Raw genomic sequence first — 18,219 nt, 5'->3', positions numbered from 1 at the left:
TCATGCTCTGCTTCACCATCACCATTCTTCTTGCCGGCATGACGCTCTTCGGCGCTACGCTCACCCTGCCCGGCATTGCGGGCATCGTGCTCACCATCGGCATGTCCGTGGACGCCAACGTGCTCATTTTCGAGCGCATCAGGGAAGAACTCAAAAACGGCATGTCCGCCATGGAAGCAGTGAAGGCCGGCTTCAGCCGGGCCAGCATTTCCATCATCGACTCGAACCTGACAACGCTCATCACGGCGGCCATTCTGTACCAGTTCGGCACAGGTCCCGTCCGCGGTTTCGCCGTCACGCTGTCGCTGGGTATTCTGGCTTCCATGTTCACGGCCGTCTTCGTCTCACGGGCCGTCTTTGAAACGTGGGTTTCCCGTTCCGGCAGCCAGAAAATCAGCATCTAGGCCAAAGAGGTCCTTTCCATGGCATTCGCACTTCTTTCCCGTCAGACCAACATCGACTTTGTCGGCTTCCGCCGCATAGCCTACAGCATTTCCGGCTTCTTCATCATCCTCGGCCTGATCGCCATTATCATGAACGGCGGCCTGCGCTACGGCGTGGACTTTGCCGGCGGCGTCATGGTGCAGATTGAGTTCGCCCAGCCCATTCCCGACGAACAGGTGAAGACCGCGCTGCAGAACGTCGACCTGCCCGGCCTCACCGTGCAGCAGGTGGACACCGAAAACCGCGACTATCTGCTGCGTTTCTCCATGCCCTCAGGGGAAAATCAGGATCTGCGCGAACAGGTTTCTTCCGCGCTCAAGTCCAGCATTCCCGACAACGCCTCGACCATCCAGCGTCTGGAATCCGTGGGTCCCAAGGTGGGCAACGATCTGCGCAACATGGCCATTGAAGCCCTGTTCTACGCCGTGCTGCTCATCACCGTCTACATCTCCGGTCGTTTCGAATACAGCTGGTTCATAGCCGGAGCCATGGCCCTCGTGCTCTGTGGGGCCGTGTACGGTGCCGCATATCTCGGCTTCAACAGACTGTGGGGCGTGGCCATCGGCATGATCATCACGCTCATCTGCTGTTGGAAGCTGAAGCTCAACTTTGCTCTGGGTGCCATTCTGGCCCTCATACACGACGTCATCGTCACGCTGGGCCTGCTCACGCTGCTCGGCGTGGAAATAGACCTCAACGTCATCGCGGCCCTGCTCACCCTCGTGGGCTACTCCATCAACGACACCATCGTCGTCTATGACCGCATCCGTGAAAACCTCCGTGCCGTGCCTTCGGACAGCCAGAAAAAGCCCTCCATGGGCGAAATCATCAACAAGTCCGTGAACCAGACGCTGTCGCGCACCATCATGACCTCGGCCACCACCCTGGTAGCCAGTCTGTCCCTGTACCTGCTCGGCGGCAACGTCATCCACAACTTCGCCCTCACCATCACCCTCGGCATCGTGTTCGGTACCTTCTCCTCCATCTTCGTGGCCTCTCCCATTCTCATCGCCTTCGGCGACGTGAATCTCTACCACGCAAAGACCAAGCAGAAGGATGACTACGAACGCCCCGGCGAACACGGCATCGTGTAGACTTCTGTTCCTGCGCACCCAAAGACCTCCGTTTTCCGCTTATGGAATTCGGAGGTCTTTCTTATGCCTCAACATCTTGAATTACTGTCTCGTCTTTCCTGAAATAGCGCTGCCCCACAGTAAAGACAGTTCCGGAGCTTTTTCCGGTCACGTTCCCCTCCCACATCACGAAATTAAGGCAAAAGGGCGGTCGCCATTTCGGCAGCCGCCCCTCTCATGCCAGTACCGTTTCCGAGCTCAGTCGAGATACTCGGTAAGATCGCTGTGCAGGATATGATCCAGCTCCGTACGGTCGGAAGCCAGTGTCTCAGTAAACAGGAACCCGAACACCGGACCGGTGTGATAGTCTATGCGACGAAGCTCCATGACGTTGCGGAAGGATGCGCAGAGTCTGTCATAGTTGAACACGTCGCTGTCCTTGAGAGTCGCCGGAGGATTCAGCACGATGAACGAATAAATCCTGTCTTCCTTTCCTTTCAGAAGCGTATCCCAGTCGGGACGGATGTCGTTCAGGAAATAGTCGTAGGTGCGGAAGCCGTAGGCATGCAGAGACAGATCGGTCAGACACCATCCGGCAAAGCGCAGAGGATTGGCCTCAATGGGAATGATGCGGCCACGATCCACGCGAAGTTCCAGATGGATGGGCAGATTGCGCGCGCCCATCTCTTCGTTCATGCGGTTGAAGAAATCCGTGAACGGCTGAAGATGCTCACGAATAATGGAAGCTCCGGAGCAGTACAACCTGTCGCTCACGTCTTCGGCCGAGGCGAACTCGTGATGGAAAATATTGACGATGACCGCGCGGCCCTCGCCGTCATAGTAGAAGTCTACGGCGTATTCCTCGCCGCCTATGTACTCTTCAAGAATAAAGCGGGTGTTCGCCACCACGCTTTCATCGTAGCTCTTCTTCCAGTCGCCGGAATGAAGGCGTATGTCTTCCAGTGCCTTCTTCCAGTCTTCTTCATTGAAAATGGTGTACACGCCCACGCTGAAGAAGCCCACGGAAGGCTTGAGAATGAAAGGGGTCTTCAGCGTGCTGAAGTCGATGCTCTCAAGGTCGGCGGCGGCCACTTCCCGGAACATGAAATCAGGGTATATTTTCGAGAGCATGCGGCGAAAGGCGGCCTTGTCCTTGCAGAGGGCAATGCCCTTCTGAAGTCCCTTGTCGGGGGAATGCCTGAGCACCCAGGAAAGGGAATTTTCGCAGGTAGTGTAAATGCGGTCGCCTCCGGCAAGAAGCGCGTCGGCCTCCTCATCGGAAACGAGACGGAAGGTGCCTTCGGGCGCTGCGGCAAGCGCCGCCTCGTTGCGAAGCACGGGGACGCGGCTTTGGGAAAGATATTCCCGGAGCTCCCGGGACACATACTGTTTGTCAAGAATGATCATGCAATCCTCACAAGGGAAAATGGCAGCGCACGGCATGCCCAGGGTTGAGCTGAACGAGCGGAGGCTCCTCTTCCCGGCACAACGGTCTCGCATGAGGACAGCGCGGATGGAAGGCACAGCCCGCAGGAGGAGAAAGAGGGCTCGGCATCTCGCCGGAAAGAATCTGACCACGCCCGCGGCGCGAAGGATCGCGCGACGGCGCGGCGGCCATGAGCGCTTCCGTGTACGGATGCGCGGCATGGGAGAAAAGTTCATCGCAGCGGGCCACTTCCACGAGGCGGCCGAGATACATGACCGCCACACGATCGCTCATGAAGCCTATGACGCCGAGGTCATGGGAAATGAACAGATAGCCGAGGCCCATGTTCTGCTGCATGTCCTTCAAAAGATTCAGCACCTGTGCCTGAACCGAGGCATCCAGCGCCGAAACGGGCTCGTCGCACACGACAACGCCGGGTCCGGCCACAATGGCCCTGGCCACGGCCACGCGCTGCCGCTGTCCGCCGGAAAACTCATGCGGATACCGGTCGATGTGCTCGCTCTGGAGCCCAACCTGCACGAGCACGTCCTGCACTTTCTCCCTCCACTCCTGTCGGGAAAGAGGTCTGCCTGCGGCCTTTGCCGCCAGACGAAGCGGCTCGGCGATGCTTGCCCCCACGCTCTGACGCGGATCGAGCGAGGAGAACGGATCCTGAAAGACCATCTGAATGCGACTTGCGCGCTCAAGAGCGGACCACGCTCCGACGGGACGCCCGGAAAGAAGCACGTCGCCGGAAGAAGGAGGAAGAAGTCCGACAGCCATGCGTGCAAGCGTAGACTTGCCGCAGCCGGATTCGCCCACAAGGCCCAGCGTTTCACCGGGAAACAGATGCAAGCTCACGTCGCTCACGGCCTTCACGCTGGCCGGACGAGGATCGAAAAGACCTCGCTGTACGGTAAATGCACGGCTTACCTGCCTGAGTTCGAGCAACGCGTCCATGACTGTTCCTGTTTTTGTTCTTCATGCGCGGGGGAGCAATTCCGCCCGGGCAGCCATCCTACCTTAGCCTTTCCCGTGCCGCAAGGGGATAAAATCTCTGGACATGGAGCCGTTCCGGCTTTAAGTAGGAAAGGAAGACAAGGAACCGCGACGGCGTTCAACGCTCCAGGCCGGACAGGACGGCCGACCGCAAACTGCGGTCAGAGCTGCCGCGGCTCCTTTTTGCTTGTCAGGCTCCAACGACGCAATTACGGACAATGAAATCCCCAATCTTCAGGGAGTTATTTCGTATGGTTCACCGCATGATTACCTCTTTGTGCATGCTCGCGGCCCTTTTCGCGCTTCCCCTTTCCGCAGAAGCCGCAGCGCCCTTCACCTTTGCCGACGTGCAGGCAAAAGCACAGGATCTGGCCGGAACGAAGTACGTTCCCATCACTCCCGTGCCGGAATTTCTCTCCAAACTCAATTATGACGAATGGAGATCCATCCGCTACCTGCCGGAAAAAGCGCTCTGGGCCGAGGAATCCCTTCCGTTCACCGTGCAGTTCTTCCATCCCGGCCTGTACTACGACAGGCCCGTGCGCATGCACATCGTGAACGATGAAAGCGTAGAAGACGTGTCCTTCGATCCTTCGCTGTTCCAATACGGCAGCGAGGAGCTCTCCAAACAGGTCGCACAGGCAAAGGAGCTGAACTTTGCCGGATTTCGTCTGCATTATCCGCTGAACAGAGCCGATTACAAGGACGAAGTGGCCATCTTCCTCGGCGCATCCTACTTCCGCGCGCTTGCCGCAGACACTCACTACGGCATCTATTCCCGCGGACTCGCCATAGACACGGCCATGGCACAGGGCGAGGAATTCCCCTACTTCAAGGAATTCTGGATAGTGAAGCCCGCCCCCGATGCCAGGGATATCACCATCTATGCGCTCATGGACAGCGAAAGCATGGCGGGAGCCTACCGCTTCATCATCACGCCCGGCTCGCCTACCGTCATGGACGTGAAATGCGCGCTCTTCACCCGCAAGGATGCCAAGAACATCCAGAAAATAGGACTCGCCCCTTTGACGAGCATGTTCTTCTACGGCGAAGAAAAGAACGGACGCCCCGGCGACTACCGTCCCGAGGTGCACAATTCCGATGGTCTGCTCTACGTCAACGGCGACAATCACTGGTTCTGGAGCCCTCTTGCCAACCCCAAGCGCCTCAGCGTCAACACCTTCCCGCTTCAGAATCCCCGCGGCTTCGGCCTTCTGCAGCGCGACTTCGATTTCAAGAGCTATCAGGACATCGAGGCGGCCTACGAGCGTCGTCCCTCCCTGTGGGTGGAGCCCGAAGGCGACTGGGGCCCCGGTACGCTGAACCTTGTGGAAATCCCCACGGAAGATGAGATGCACGACAACATCGTGGCATTCTGGACACCCGACAAGCCGCGAGACAAGAACAATCCCGACCAGCCGGAAGCCGAGCTCCGCTACCCCGACACGCAGATGTACAGCTGGAAACTGTACTGGATGAAACCCGAAACCCCGCAGCACGACCGCGGTCAGGTGACCTCCACCCGCATTTCCAGAAACGGCGACACCATGACCTTCCATGTAGACTTTGCTGGCGGCGAGCTGGCCACACTGCCCGAAGATACGGGTCTTGCCAGCATCGTGGAAACGCCCGAACCCATTCCGCTGCTCGACAAGAAGCTTCTGCGCAACCCCGCCACGGGAGGCTGGAGACTCACCTTCACCGTGCGTCTTCCCAAGGAAGACGGCGTGATTCAGAGCCTCATGTCCGCCCGCAAGGGCCCCGTCATGCTGCGCTTCCGCGCACTGCTCAAGAAGGGCGAAAACCTGCCCGATCCTCTGACTGAAACCTGGATCTACGACTGGCAGCTCCAGCCGCAGTAACGGGAACGGCTCCGGGAACATTCCCGGAGCCCCGACGTCGGCACAAGCGAAGCGCATGAGCATGCCCGTTGTGCCGCCGCCTAAAAACCTCTTTCAAAGGTCTTCTCATGAACACCTATCAGGACATGGATTTCCGGGTCCGTGACCGCATTCTTCTCTATGCGCGCGGGCTTTCCCTCTCTCCGAAGGAAAGCGTGGAACTGGCATTTGAAAGCCTGAAACGCTGCGAATCCGAACATCCGAGCTATGACGAGGCACTTGCCTGCCTGCATGCCATTCTCTCCGAAAAAGGCCGCGATCTCATCCCCGGCGACGAGGCTCCCCACCTCATGTCCGCCCCGGGCATGACCCGCAGTTCGATGCTGGCGGAAGAACTCGACCGCACGCCCTGGCTCAGCATCTTCAAAAAAACGCTGAGCCGCCTTTTCCGCATTTTCCGTCCTTCGGGCATGGCCGCGCGCGCCACCTGGAAGGACAGCGCCGACAGGCAGCGCCAGCAGCTCGAATGGGAACGCGTGGCGGGTCGCCGACGTACGCTGCTCATGACGCTCATTCTCGTGCCCGCCATCATCGGCGCATATCTCATGTACAGCATACTGCCGCAGCAGGGCATAGAAGCCGTCAAAATCATGACAGCCGTGCTTTTTGCCATTCTGTTCGGCTGGATTTCCATAGGCTTCTGGATGTGCGTGGCAGGCTGCTGGGTACTGTCGAACAAGGTCGACCGTTTCACCCCCACGAAAGGCTGTGACGCCATAGACATTCCCGACTCCACGAGAACCGCCATTCTTTTCCCCGTCTACAACGAGGACACGCGCAAGTACATGGCAGGCATCGCCGCAACCTGGCATTCTCTGGTGCAGACGGGCGAAAGCGACAAGTTCGACATCTTCATTCTCAGCGACTCCACCAGCCCCGACGCCTGGGTGGCTGAAGAGGAAGCCTGGTACGAGTTCTGCCAGAGAGAAAACGTCTTCAACCACATCTTCTACCGCCGCAGGCGCAACAACACAAAAAGAAAGAGCGGCAACGTGGCTGACTTCTGCCGCCGCTGGGGCGCGCAGTACAAGTACATGATTGTCTTTGACGCCGACAGCGTCATGAGCGGCAAGACCATGGTGCGCATGGTGAAGTCCATGGATCTGCACCCGGAAATGGGCATGATTCAGACGCCGCCGCTCGCCGTGAACATGAACAGCCTCGTGGCCCGCGTGCAGCAGTTCGCGAACCACCTCTACGGCCCCGTGTTTGCCACGGGCCTGCACTTCTGGCTGCTCGGCGATGCCCAGTACTGGGGACACAACGCCATCATACGCGTAGACCCGTTCATAAAGCACTGTCAGCTTCCCACCCTGCCCGGACGCGGGCCTCTGGCCGGCGACATCCTGAGTCACGACTTTGTGGAATCCGCCCTCATGCGGCGCGCGGGCTACGGCGTATGGCTGGCCTATGACCTCGACGGCTCCTGGGAGGAAAGCCCGCCCTCGCTCATCGACGAACTCATCCGCGACCGCCGCTGGTGTCAGGGCAACCTGCAGCACAGCCGCCTCATCTTCTCCGGCGGCATATTCCCCACGCACCGCGCGCTGTTCATCAACGGCATCATGTCCTACGCCTCGGCGCTTCTGTGGCTGTTCTTTCTTGTGTTCAGCTCCATTCAGGCCGTTACCGAAGCGTTCATTCCTCCGTCCTACTTTCCGAACGGTCCCACGCTCTTCCCCGTGTGGCCAACCTGGTATCCCAAATGGGCGCTGCTGCTGCTCGGCAGCACCTGCATCATGCTGTTCATGCCCAAGATATTCGCCATCATCCTTACCCTGCGCAAGGGAGGAGCCAAAAACTTCGGCGGCGCGTTCAGCATGTGCATGAGCGTACTCGGCGAAGTATTCATCTCCACCCTGCTTGCTCCGGTACGAATGCTCTTCCACAGCTTCTTCGTGGTCACCACGCTGCTCGGCTGGAAAGTCTCATGGAATACGCAGAACCGCAGCGACACGGGCACGAGCTGGAGCGATGCCATACGCTTCCACTGGTGGGGCACGCTCATCGGTCTTCTTTGGGGCGGCGTGATGTGGCTCATCAACCCCGGCTTCTTCGTATGGTTCTCTCCCATTGCCATCGGCCTTGTGTTCTCCATTCCTCTGTCGGTATTCACAAGCCGCGTCAGCTGGGGACTTGCCGCCAGGCGCATGGGCCTGTTCATCACATCCTCGGAACTGAAAGCCGAACCGGAACAGGCAGACATGCACAGGGAACTTGAACGCCCCGAGCGGTATTCTCCCTTCACCATCGAGCGCGGCCGCGGTTTCACGCGCGCCGTGGTCATTCCCCGCGTGCACGCCCTGCACATCGCGCTCATCCGTCGCCGCAAGTGGGAACGCCCCATCGGCGAAGAGCGTGAAAAGACCCGCCGCGCCCTGCTGGCCAAGGCTCTGGAAAAAGGCCCCTTCGGACTTTCCAAGCAGGAAAAGTCGGCGCTGCTCATGGATCCGCGACTTTTGAACGAACTGCACAAGAAAGTCTGGCAGCTCAACCCCGAAAAGGGCCACGACTGGGGCGTAGCGCAGAACTAGCAACTCCTCCCGGAAAAGCAGGTTCCAAGTCTCCATTTCCGCCTGAATCGAAAGGCGGAAACAGCACAGAAAAGACAAAAAAGCAGGCTGCAATCGAAGAGGCCGGAAAGCGAAAGCTTTCCGGCCTCTTGGCGTTAAAGCAACTCCCGGGATAATGTCCAGGCCAGACGCTCCCTCAGGCAATGCCTTGGAAGCATGCCATGCTGCGAAGATCTTTCCCCCGGTAAAAACACCTTTCTTCGATTGTCATGCTCATGTAAGACGCCATTTCTGAACGTCCCGTCCCTTTCCCAGACGTCATTTTCAGACGCTGAGCGGCGGACTCAGCCCTTTTCTTTAAGCCTGAAGCAAGAAGGGCATACTCAATTCAAAAGCGCTCAAAAAATTCAGAGCCGGAAGAACGGACATGTTCCATTCTTCCGGCTCTGAATAATCTGCATTTCTCTTCCCGCGTTTTTCCCTCAGAACAATCCTGAAAGAAAACAGCGGAAAGCACGCCCGGAAACGCGACGACGTTCCGGAGCGACCGGGCTAGTCGAGGGAGGCCGCCTCTTCCACAACCTCGAAGGCTTCGATGATGTCGCCGATCTTGATGTCGTGGAAGTTTTCGAGCCCCACGCCGCACTCAAGGTTGCGCACCACTTCGCGGGCATCGTCCTTGAGACGCTTGAGGGATGCGACCTTGCCGGTGTAGACCACCACACCGTCACGCAGCAGACGCACGTTGGCCGTGCGGGTGATCTTGCCGTCGGTGACCATGCAGCCGGCGATGAGGCCGACCTTGGGCACGGAGAAGGTCTGACGAACTTCCGCCTGACCGAGGTAGACTTCCTTGGAGACGGGAGCCAGCAGGCCGGCCATGGCACTCTTGATCTCATCCACCAGCTTGTAGATGATGTCGTAGAAGCGGATGTCCACCTGCTCCTGCTCGGCCACTTCCTTGACCTTGGCCGTGGGACGCACGTTGAAGCCGATGATGATGGCGTTGGAAGCAGCAGCCAGCATGACGTCGGATTCCGAAATGGCACCGGCGCCGCCGTGAATGATGTCGATGCGGACCTTGTCGGTGCTGAGCTTGCGCAGAGACTCGGTAATGGCTTCCAGAGAACCCTGAACGTCGGCCTTGAGCACCACATTGAGCACCTGCGCTTCCTGCGCGTCGGCGCTCTGCTTGAGGAAGTTCTCAAGGGTCACGCGGGACACCTTGGCCAGTTCCTTCTCGCGCAGCTTGGTGGCGCGGGATTCGGCGATGCGGCGGGCCAGCTTTTCGTCTTCAAGACACACGAACTCGTCACCGGCTTCCGGCACGCCTTCAAAGCCCTGAATTTCCACAGGCATGGAAGGACCGGCTTCCTTGATCTTGCGCCCCTGATCGTTGAACAGGGCGCGCACGCGACCGGAGAACACGCCGCACACGAAGACGTCGCCCTGATGGAGCGTGCCTTCCTGCACCAGCACGGTGGCCACAGGGCCGCGGCCCTTGTCGAGCTTGGCTTCCACCACGTGACCGCGGGCGGGCTTGTTGGGGTTGGCCTTGAGTTCCAGAATTTCGGCCTGCAGGGCAATGAGTTCCAGAAGATCGTCGAGACCCTTGCCGGTTTTGGCTGAAACCATGCCCACCACGGTGTCGCCGCCCCAGGCTTCGGGCTGAAGACCGAGCTCGGAAAGTTCGCGAAGCACGCGGTCGGGATTGGCGGTTTCCTTGTCTATCTTGTTCACGGCCACCAGAATGGGCACGCCGGCAGCACGCGAATGGTTGATGGCTTCACGGGTCTGCTCCATGACGCCGTCGTCGGCGGCCACCACAAGCACCACGAGGTCGGTCACCTGAGCACCACGGGCACGCATGGCGGTAAAGGCCGCATGACCGGGCGTATCGAGGAACACGATGTCGCCGCGCTTGGTCTTGACGAGATAGGCACCGATGTGCTGCGTGATGCCGCCCGCTTCGCCGCTGGTCACGCTGGTCTTGCGGATGGCGTCAAGAAGCGAAGTCTTGCCGTGGTCGACGTGACCCATGATGGTCACCACCGGAGGACGGGGCTTGAGCATTTCAGGCGTATCCGCCACGGAGGGCACCAGGTAATCTTCTTCGGAGAAGCCCACCTTTTCCACTTCGTAGCCGAACTCCGAAGCCACCAGCGTAGCCGTGTCAATATCGAGGGCATTGTTGATGGTGGCCATCACGCCAAGACCGAACAGAACTTTGATGATCTCGCTGGACTTCACGCCCATCTGATGGGCGAGATCGGCCACGCGGATGGATTCCTCGATACGAATCTTGCGCTTGGCGGCCTTCATGGGCTGCGTGGACTGGCTCGGCGCCTGATGCTGCGGCTTCTTGGGCTTGTGCGAACGGCGGGTACGAACCATGCCCTCGTCATCATCCATGTCGGGACCGCCGTGACGACGGCTGAAATCGTCGGAATCCTGAGGGAAGTCGGAAGTGCGGCGGTTCTTGTTGTTGCGCTTCTTGCGGCTCTGCTCATTATCCATGGGCGGCTGCTGCCCGAAGGGAGGCGTGAAGGAAGCGCCGCCGGAAGAACGACCTGCCGGACGATTGCCGGAAGGACGGTTGCCGCCGGAACGACGATTGTCGCGGCTGTCGTTCTCGCGACCGTCGCGGGCATCGGGACGAGCATTGCGGTTGTCGCGGCGACCGCCGTCGCGACGGGAGTCTCCATCGCGGGAAGGACGGCTCTCGGAAGGCGCCGCGGGACGGATGATGCGGGCCTGTGTAGGATCGGGGCGGGAAATCACGCGCACGCGGGGCGCGCTGTCGGCGGCAGGCTGAGCCTTTCTGTGGGCATCCTCGCCCTCATTCTCCTCGGAAACGTGACGACGTTCCTGCACGGGGGGCAGAAGGCTGGGCTGCGAAGAGCCTTCAGGCTCGGCGGAAGCGGCAGGAGCCCTGCGGGCGCGCTCGGACTTCGGCGCTTCGGCCACCGCGACCACCTTTGCTTCAGGCTTCGATTCCTGAGCGGCAGGCGTCACCACCGTGGCGGGACGGGGCGAAACGATGCGCGCGGCGGGAGTCTCCACCTTGCGGGCACGGGGAGCCTTGTCGACTTCCTTTTCCGCAGCGGGCTTCTCAACAGCGGCGGATTTTTCCACCACGCGGGCTTCGGCTGCGGGCTTTGTTTCGGCACTCTTGACCACGGCGGCCTTTTCAGCCGCAGGCTTCTCGGCAGAAACCGGCTTTTCCTCCACTCTGGCGGCAACAGGAGCCGGAGCCGCGGGAGCGGGTTCCGGCGTCACCACTCGAGCCGGACGCACGATGCGCGCCACGGAAGCGGCCTCACGGGGAGCTCTGGCCTTTCTGGGGGCCTTTTCCGCGGCAGGTGCGCTCTTCGGCTCCGCGGCTCCGGTTTCGGGAGCGGCGGGAGCGGCGTTTTCCACCGCGGCGGCAGGTGCCGCGGCCTTCTCTTCGACTACGGGAGCGGCAGGAGCTTCCGCCGCTGCCGGCTTGGAACGACGACGTATAATAACGTCTTTGCGGACAACTTCCACAGAGGCCTCCGACTTTTTAACCTTGACTTTTTCGTATTCTTCCGGGGAGATGGAACCTTTGACCGTCTTTTCTATCCCGGCCTCGCGCAGGCGGGCCACCAGCTCCTCGGGCTTCATGCCCTGTTCGAGCGCGGCATCCTTTATCTTTATCTTATCCATTCTTTCTCCCCTTGTGAGATTTGCGCCTGAATTTCATGCCCGCAAAACGCGCCCGGCAAGCCGGGTCGTCGCATACATACCAGCCTCTGCCCGGCCTTGTCTGAGCTTCATCTGCTTCAAGCCCGTTCCCGGCGGCGGCGCCTTCTGGGGCAGACACATGACGCAGGAGCTGCGACTTGGCAAAGCGCCGTCTGCATACGACACACATGCGTACGGGTCCCTGCCAATCCTCCATGCTCTATTCCTCGCCGGATTCCGTTTTTTCCTCGGCTTCGCCTTCAACCACGGGGCTGAGGAAATTCACGGCAGCGCGCAGATCGGCAATGCGCGCGGAGGCCAGTTCAAGCTTTTCGGCAAGTTCCTCGTCCGAAGCCGCACGCAGGGCGTCAAGCGAACGGAAACCGGCTTCCATGAGTCTGTCCACGGGAATCTCGGCCACGCTGGCCACCTGTTCCAGTCCGCGACCGGCGGCGTTGGCTTCGTGATAGCGGGATTCGGTGAAGATATCGATCTTCCAGCCGAGGAGCTTGGCGGCCAGCTTGACGTTCTGACCCTTGCGGCCGATGGCATTGGTGAGCTGATCGTCGGGCACGGTGACTTCCAGAAGATTGGAAGCTTCGTCCACGTTGATGCGGGACACGATGGCCGGAGCCAGAGCATTGCGGGCATATGTGGCAATATCGGGACTCCACACCACGATGTCTATGCGCTCGCCGTGCAGCTCCTGCACGATATTCTGAATGCGGGAACCGCGCACGCCCACGCAGGCGCCCACGGCGTCAATGTCGCGCTCACGAGAGAGCACGGCAACCTTGGCGCGGGAACCGGGATCGCGGGCCACGCCCATGATCTGCACGCTGCCGTCGTCCACTTCAGGCACTTCGCGGCGGAACAGCGCGGCCATGTAGTCGCGGTGTGCACGGGAAATGATGACCTGCGGACCGCGGCCTTCACGACGCACGTCGATGATGAGCGCCTGAATGCGGTCGTTGCGCTTGTAATGTTCTCTGGGAATCTGCTCCTCGCGGGGCAGCAGGGCTTCGGTACGGCCGAGATTGATGACCCAGCCTCCCTTATCGCGACGCTGAACCATGCCGCTCACGATCTCGCCCACGCGGTCCTTGAACTCTTCATAGATGAGTTCCTGCTCGGCGTCGCGCATGCGCTGAATGATCACCTGCTTGGCGGACTGGGCGGCGATGCGGCCGAGATCCTCCACCTTGAGACGGAAGCCCATTTCGTCGTCGATCTGAATGGAGGGATCGTGCTGACGGGCGTCCTCCAGGGAAATCTGGGTGAGAGGGTCTTCCACCTCGTCCACGACGAACTTGAACTGGAACACCTCAATGTCGCCGGTGTCGTCGCTGTAATGCACTTCCACGTCCAGATCGTCGCCGTACTTGCGGGTCACGGACGTGCGCACGGCTTCTTCAAGCGTGCTGATGAGCATATCACGATCCAGCCCTCTGTCCTTGCTGATCTGTTCAATGGCTTTCTTCAGTTCCAGGCTCATGCTTGCTTACCTCCGCCTTTGCCGGCCGCCTTTTTCGCGTTCTTTCCGGCTCCGGGCTTGCTGGTGTCAGGAAAAACAGGGACAAGGCGCGCCTTTCTCACCCAGTCCCATCGAATGGAAACATTGGAAGGAGCGGGCTTTTCTCCCTCGGCAGGAGCAAGAAGCACCTCCATGACGAAAGAATCGCCCGCAACGCTCACGAGCGGCCCCCTGAACTTGCGCCTTCCGGCGATGTCGGGATGGGGATCGGAAAGCATCACATCCAGCTCGCGCCCCGCATAGGAAGCAAGCTGGGAAGGCTCGAAAAACAGCCGGTCCATGCCGGGGGATGAAACTTCCAGAACCCACGCGTCGGAAAACACTTCGTCCACGTCGAGCGCCAGTCCCACCATGCGCGAAATTTCCGCGCAATGATCCACGGACACGCCTTCCAGCACACCGTCCTCACCGCTGCCGTTTTCCATGGCCGAGCTTCCGGCCGGAGCATCCACATACACGCGCACCACCGTGCGCCCGCCGGACACGACCTCGATGCCCCAGAGCATCAGGTCGAACGACGCGATGACAGGCTCGGCCGCCTCGCGCACGCGACGGACGAGCTGTTCAGGAGAAAGACCTTTTCCCATGTATCATACCTTATATAATAAAAAAGGGAGGCCGTCGTCAGGCCACCCTACCAGAACCGCCTTGCGCGGTGCATCAGGATGTAAGAAAGGCAAGACCCGAAATGAATCTTACCTTCCACTGCGTGAAGACGTTTTACCCGCGACGCCTGGCGTTGTCAAGAGCTCCTTCGAGGCCGCTTCCTGCACAAAAAATTTTTTGGGCCGCCCCGGAGCCGCGCCCTCAGACGAATCTCATGATAAGAGTATCGGATAAGCCTCAGTTCTTTTCGGAACGATGCTTGACCCACTCCTTCCGGCAGGCTAGGCTCTTCTTCTCGGGTCGGGAAAAGAATACCCAAACGGCTTGGGACAGTGATCAAAAACGCTGTCCATCGGTATGGAACCCGAGTTTTTTTGTCTGTATAATCGCGCTGTTGCCACAAAGCCGAGCATACGGCGCACACCCCTGGATCCCCAGGAATTTTCAAGTTCATCAGAGGTTGCAGAGTTTATGATTCGCTTCATCAAGAAACGCGACTCTAGAATTGTCCCCTTCGACATAGCCAAAATCGACGAGGCGATCTTCCGAGCGGCCAAGGCGCAGGGCGGTACCGACCGTGCCATGTCCCGCAACCTTGCCGATCAGGTGCTCGATATGCTTGAGGCCGAAGGCGACGATACCCCTGACGTGGAACATGTGCAGGATCTGGTGGAAAAGGTTCTCATCGAAGCCGGCCATGCCCGCACGGCCAAGGCCTACATTCTCTATCGCAACGAGCGCACCCGCGTACGCGAAATGAAGACCAGGCTCATGAACACCCTGAAGGATCTTTCCTTCACCGATGCCAAGGAGCTCGATCTCAAGCGCGAAAACGCCAACATCGACGGCGATACGCCCATGGGCACCATGCTCCGCTACGGCAGCGAGGCCGCCAAGGCGTTCTACAAGAACTACCTGCTCTCGCCCGAATACAGCCGCGCTCACGAAGAAGGCGACATCCACATCCACGATCTGGACTTTCTTTCCCTCACGACGACCTGCTGTCAGATCGACATCAAGAAGCTCTTTACCGGCGGCTTCAACACCGGTCACGGCTTTTTGCGCGAACCCAACAGCATTCAGTGCGCGAGCGCCCTTGCCTGCATCGCCATTCAGTCCAACCAGAACGATCAGCACGGCGGCCAGAGCATTCCGAACTTTGAGTACGGCCTCGCCCCGGGCGTAGCCCGCAGCTTCATCAAGAACGTCGATCTCGCCCTCGACATGCGCGATGCTCCGGAAGACTTCCGCAAAGACGTGAAGACCGCTCTTCGCAAGTATGCCTTTCCTACCGGGGAATACGCATCCTTCCGGTCCATTCTCGACAAGGACGGCCTTGCGTTCGTGAAAGAACAGCTCATGACGAAACTTTCCGAAAAGGAAGTCTCCCACGTCATCGACAAGGCCATCACCAAGACCGACAAGGACACTTATCAGGCCATGGAAGGGCTCATTCACAACCTGAACACCATGCACAGCCGTGCCGGCGCTCAGGTGCCCTTCAGCTCCATCAACTACGGCACGGACACCACTCCCGAAGGCCGCATGGTCATCAAGAACACGCTCCTTGCCGAAGATGCCGGTCTCGGAAACGGCGAAACGCCCATTTTCCCCATCCACATTTTCAAGGTGCGCGAAGGCTACAGCTTCAATCCCGAAGACCCCAACTACGACATGTTCAAGCTGGCCTGCCGCGTGTCGGCCAAGCGCCTGTTCCCGAACTTCTCCTTCATGGATGCGCCGTTCAACGCCCCCTATCTCAAGGGCGACGACCCCAACCATGAAGTCGCCTACATGGGCTGCCGTACCCGCGTCATGGCCAACCGCTACGATTCCGAGCGCGAAACCACCTTCGGCCGCGGCAACCTGTCGTTTACGTCCATCAACCTGCCCCGTCTCGGTCTCAAGCATCGCGGCGACGTGGAAGGATTCTTCGAGGAACTCAACGAAAAGATCGACCTCGTGTTCGGCCAGCTGCTTGAACGCTTTGAAATTCAGAGCCACAAGCGCTGCCGCAACTATCCCTTCCTCATGGGTCAGGGCATCTGGCTGGATTCCGACGAGCTTGCGCCCAACGACGAAGTGGGCGAAGTGCTCAAGCACGGCACGCTGACCACCGGCTTCATCGGACTTGCCGAATGCCTCAAGGCGCTCATCGGCGTTCATCACGGCGAATCCGAGGAAGCTCAGGAACTCGGCCTGCGCATCGTGCGCACCATCCGCGAGCGCTCTGACGCCAAGGGCGAGGAAACGGGTCTCAACTTTACCGTCATCGCTACGCCCGCCGAAGGTCTTGCCGGCCGATTCGTCAAGTACGACCGCAAGCTGTTCGGCAACATTCCGGGCATCACCGACAGGGACTACTACACCAACTCCTTCCACATTCCGGTGTACTTCCCCATCAATGCCTTCAACAAGATCCGTCTTGAAGCTCCGTACCACGCCTTTACCAACGGCGGCCACATCAGCTATGTGGAAGTGGACGGCGACCCGCTCAACAACCTCCAGGCCTTCGAAGACATCGTCAAGGCCATGAAGGAAATGGGCATAGGCTACGGATCCATCAACCATCCCGTCGATCGCGATCCCGTATGCGGATATACCGGCATTATCGGCGACGTCTGCCCCCGTTGCGGGAGGCACGACGGTGAAGGCATTCCCCTTTCCGTTCTGAAACAGCTCAAGGGCTATATCCGTGACAGCCGCACCAGCGACGAAAAAAGCGAAGCCCCTGACAAAATTGCGAATATCAAACTTTAAGGAGCGTTCTCATGATCCATTGCAAGTCCGATGTGGCTGCCACCACCGATCAGATTCTCGTCGGTTCCAATGTCAAGTTCGAGCGTATCCGCCGCATTACCGGCTACCTCGTCGGCACTCTCGACCGCTTCAATGACGCCAAGGCCGCGGAAGAACGCGACCGCGTGAAACATTGCAGCATGGACAGCTGGAAGTAACTTTTCGCTGCACAAAAAAACAGAGCGGGGACGGACCGAAGGGGCCGTCCCCGCTTTTTTCTTTCCTGAAGTCGAACATATCGCCGACAAGGGATAAAACTCTCGTGAATACTCACGGCAACACTTCAAGAACACAGCAAAAAACGCATCAGCATGTGACACAGTTCCCGCCAGTATTCAGACGGCGAAAAAGCCAGGCCCCCTCCGGCAGCGACGAAGTAGACTGCTTTTGATTCCGCACTTCTGCAAAGAGGAGAGTTCTCCGCACCCAGCGCCACGATAAACCCGTCTCAGACGCCGCAGAAAACTCTTTTCTTCCTTTTCCACGGATGATACCGACAATCGAACCACGAGTCTCAAAACAGATGCAGACGCGTTTTCCGACGACGTGAGAATCCCAGAAGCTCCCCGCAGAACTCCGCCCCGCCTCCGAACTTCGGGCCTCAAAAGGCGCTCAGGCCAAGAACACAAAAGCCCGTCGTCTCCGAAGAAACGACGGGCCCGACAAAGTCTGCAAACGACGGCGCTACCGTTCCACCTGATTGTTCAGCTCATCCAGTACCGGCTTCCAGCCGGCGGCTCTCGAAGCCGACAGATTGATGATACGCTGATTGCGAGAGCCGCGGAAACGCAGTTCCAGCGACTTTTCCGCCTCAATAAAAGGGCCGTCCACCAGAAGATCCAGAAGAGAGAGCAGTTCTCGACACCCGGGCTTCGGAAGCAGCTGTTCAAAGGTGTAGCCGCTGAATGCCATGAGATGATAACCGCGTCTCTTCAGCTCTTCAGCCAGGGGCAGCAGAGCCGTTGCCTGTTCAAAAGGCTCGCCTCCGCTGAAAGTAATGCCGTGAACCAGGGGATCGCACTGAACGCGGGAGAGAATGTCTTCGGCCGAAACCAGCGTTCCTCCATCGAAATCCCACGTCTGCGGGTTCTGGCAGCCTTTGCAGTGCGTGCGGCATCCCTGAAGAAAAAGCACGAAGCGGAGTCCCGGTCCATCCACGATGGACTCTTCGATAATGCCTGCCACGCGAAGCGTGACATTCTTCAGCGCTTCCATG

The 18,219-nt window shown here is 59.2% G+C and carries 13 protein-coding genes; 6 read left to right on the top strand and 7 right to left on the bottom strand.

Annotated features, from left to right (window positions below; genetic code table 11):
* Both Q0J81_RS01615 and secF read left to right on the top strand, forming a co-directional pair.
* Nucleotides 1-404: MMPL family transporter (locus Q0J81_RS01615; RefSeq protein WP_294445663.1), on the top strand; the 404-nt coding region annotated here is incomplete at its 5' end.
* A gap of 18 nt (nt 405-422) precedes the next feature.
* Nucleotides 423-1,538, top strand: a complete 1,116-nt coding sequence (secF, locus tag Q0J81_RS01610) for a protein translocase subunit SecF (RefSeq protein WP_294445662.1) — start codon at nt 423-425, stop codon at nt 1,536-1,538.
* A gap of 237 nt (nt 1,539-1,775) precedes the next feature.
* Here secF and Q0J81_RS01605 read toward each other — a convergent pair whose 3' ends face one another.
* Both Q0J81_RS01605 and Q0J81_RS01600 read right to left on the bottom strand, forming a co-directional pair.
* Nucleotides 1,776-2,924 carry an ATP-grasp domain-containing protein gene (locus Q0J81_RS01605; RefSeq protein WP_294445661.1) on the bottom strand — a complete coding sequence of 383 codons (1,149 nt, stop codon included), beginning with the start codon at nt 2,922-2,924 and terminating at the stop codon, nt 1,776-1,778.
* 7 nt (nt 2,925-2,931) lie between these two features.
* A complete protein-coding gene (locus Q0J81_RS01600; protein WP_294445660.1) occupies nt 2,932-3,903 on the bottom strand; it encodes an oligopeptide/dipeptide ABC transporter ATP-binding protein in 972 nt (323 codons plus the stop codon).
* A 290-nt stretch (nt 3,904-4,193) separates the two neighbouring features.
* Here Q0J81_RS01600 and Q0J81_RS01595 point away from each other — a divergent pair, with 290 nt between their 5' ends.
* Both Q0J81_RS01595 and mdoH read left to right on the top strand, forming a co-directional pair.
* Nucleotides 4,194-5,804, top strand: coding sequence for a glucan biosynthesis protein (locus tag Q0J81_RS01595; protein WP_294445659.1), 1,611 nt, complete (start codon nt 4,194-4,196; stop codon nt 5,802-5,804).
* A gap of 107 nt (nt 5,805-5,911) precedes the next feature.
* Nucleotides 5,912-8,377 (top strand): glucans biosynthesis glucosyltransferase MdoH, encoded by a 2,466-nt coding sequence (mdoH, locus tag Q0J81_RS01590; protein WP_294445658.1) that lies wholly within the window; start codon nt 5,912-5,914, stop codon nt 8,375-8,377.
* A 531-nt stretch (nt 8,378-8,908) separates the two neighbouring features.
* On the opposite strand, the gene infB is transcribed toward mdoH, so the two are convergent.
* The 4 genes from infB to Q0J81_RS01570 are packed head-to-tail and all read right to left on the bottom strand — an operon-like array spanning nt 8,909 to nt 14,185.
* Entirely contained in the window at nt 8,909-12,046 is a 3,138-nt protein-coding gene (infB, locus tag Q0J81_RS01585) for a translation initiation factor IF-2 (protein ID WP_294445657.1), read from the bottom strand.
* The gene (locus Q0J81_RS01580) at nt 12,039-12,254 is read right to left on the bottom strand and encodes a DUF448 domain-containing protein (RefSeq protein ID WP_366937499.1); all 216 of its coding nucleotides are present in this window, start codon (nt 12,252-12,254) and stop codon (nt 12,039-12,041) included. The genes infB and Q0J81_RS01580 overlap by 8 nt, the downstream gene beginning before the upstream one ends.
* 30 nt (nt 12,255-12,284) lie before the next feature.
* Nucleotides 12,285-13,559, bottom strand: a complete 1,275-nt coding sequence (nusA, locus tag Q0J81_RS01575) for a transcription termination factor NusA (protein WP_294445655.1) — start codon at nt 13,557-13,559, stop codon at nt 12,285-12,287.
* Nucleotides 13,556-14,185: a ribosome maturation factor gene (locus Q0J81_RS01570; RefSeq protein WP_294445654.1), complete on the bottom strand. Its 630-nt coding sequence runs from the start codon at nt 14,183-14,185 to the stop codon at nt 13,556-13,558. The genes nusA and Q0J81_RS01570 overlap by 4 nt, the downstream gene beginning before the upstream one ends.
* A 490-nt stretch (nt 14,186-14,675) precedes the next feature.
* Here Q0J81_RS01570 and Q0J81_RS01565 point away from each other — a divergent pair, with 490 nt between their 5' ends.
* Both Q0J81_RS01565 and nrdD read left to right on the top strand, forming a co-directional pair.
* Nucleotides 14,676-16,964, top strand: a complete 2,289-nt coding sequence (locus Q0J81_RS01565; RefSeq protein WP_294445653.1) for an anaerobic ribonucleoside triphosphate reductase — start codon at nt 14,676-14,678, stop codon at nt 16,962-16,964.
* Between the two features lie 11 nt (nt 16,965-16,975).
* A complete protein-coding gene (gene nrdD, locus Q0J81_RS01560) occupies nt 16,976-17,161 on the top strand; it encodes an anaerobic ribonucleoside-triphosphate reductase (protein ID WP_294445652.1) in 186 nt (61 codons plus the stop codon).
* A 526-nt stretch (nt 17,162-17,687) separates the two neighbouring features.
* Here the strand turns inward: nrdD and nrdG are convergent.
* Complete coding sequence (gene nrdG, locus Q0J81_RS01555; protein ID WP_294445651.1) at nt 17,688-18,218, bottom strand: anaerobic ribonucleoside-triphosphate reductase activating protein; 531 nt, start codon at nt 18,216-18,218, stop codon at nt 17,688-17,690.
* Nucleotide 18,219: the final 1 nt, after the last annotated feature.

This window comes from uncultured Mailhella sp., from assembly GCF_944324575.1.
In the GTDB taxonomy this organism is placed as follows: Bacteria; Desulfobacterota; Desulfovibrionia; order Desulfovibrionales; family Desulfovibrionaceae; genus Mailhella.
This window is presented reverse-complemented; position numbering and strand designations above follow the sequence as displayed.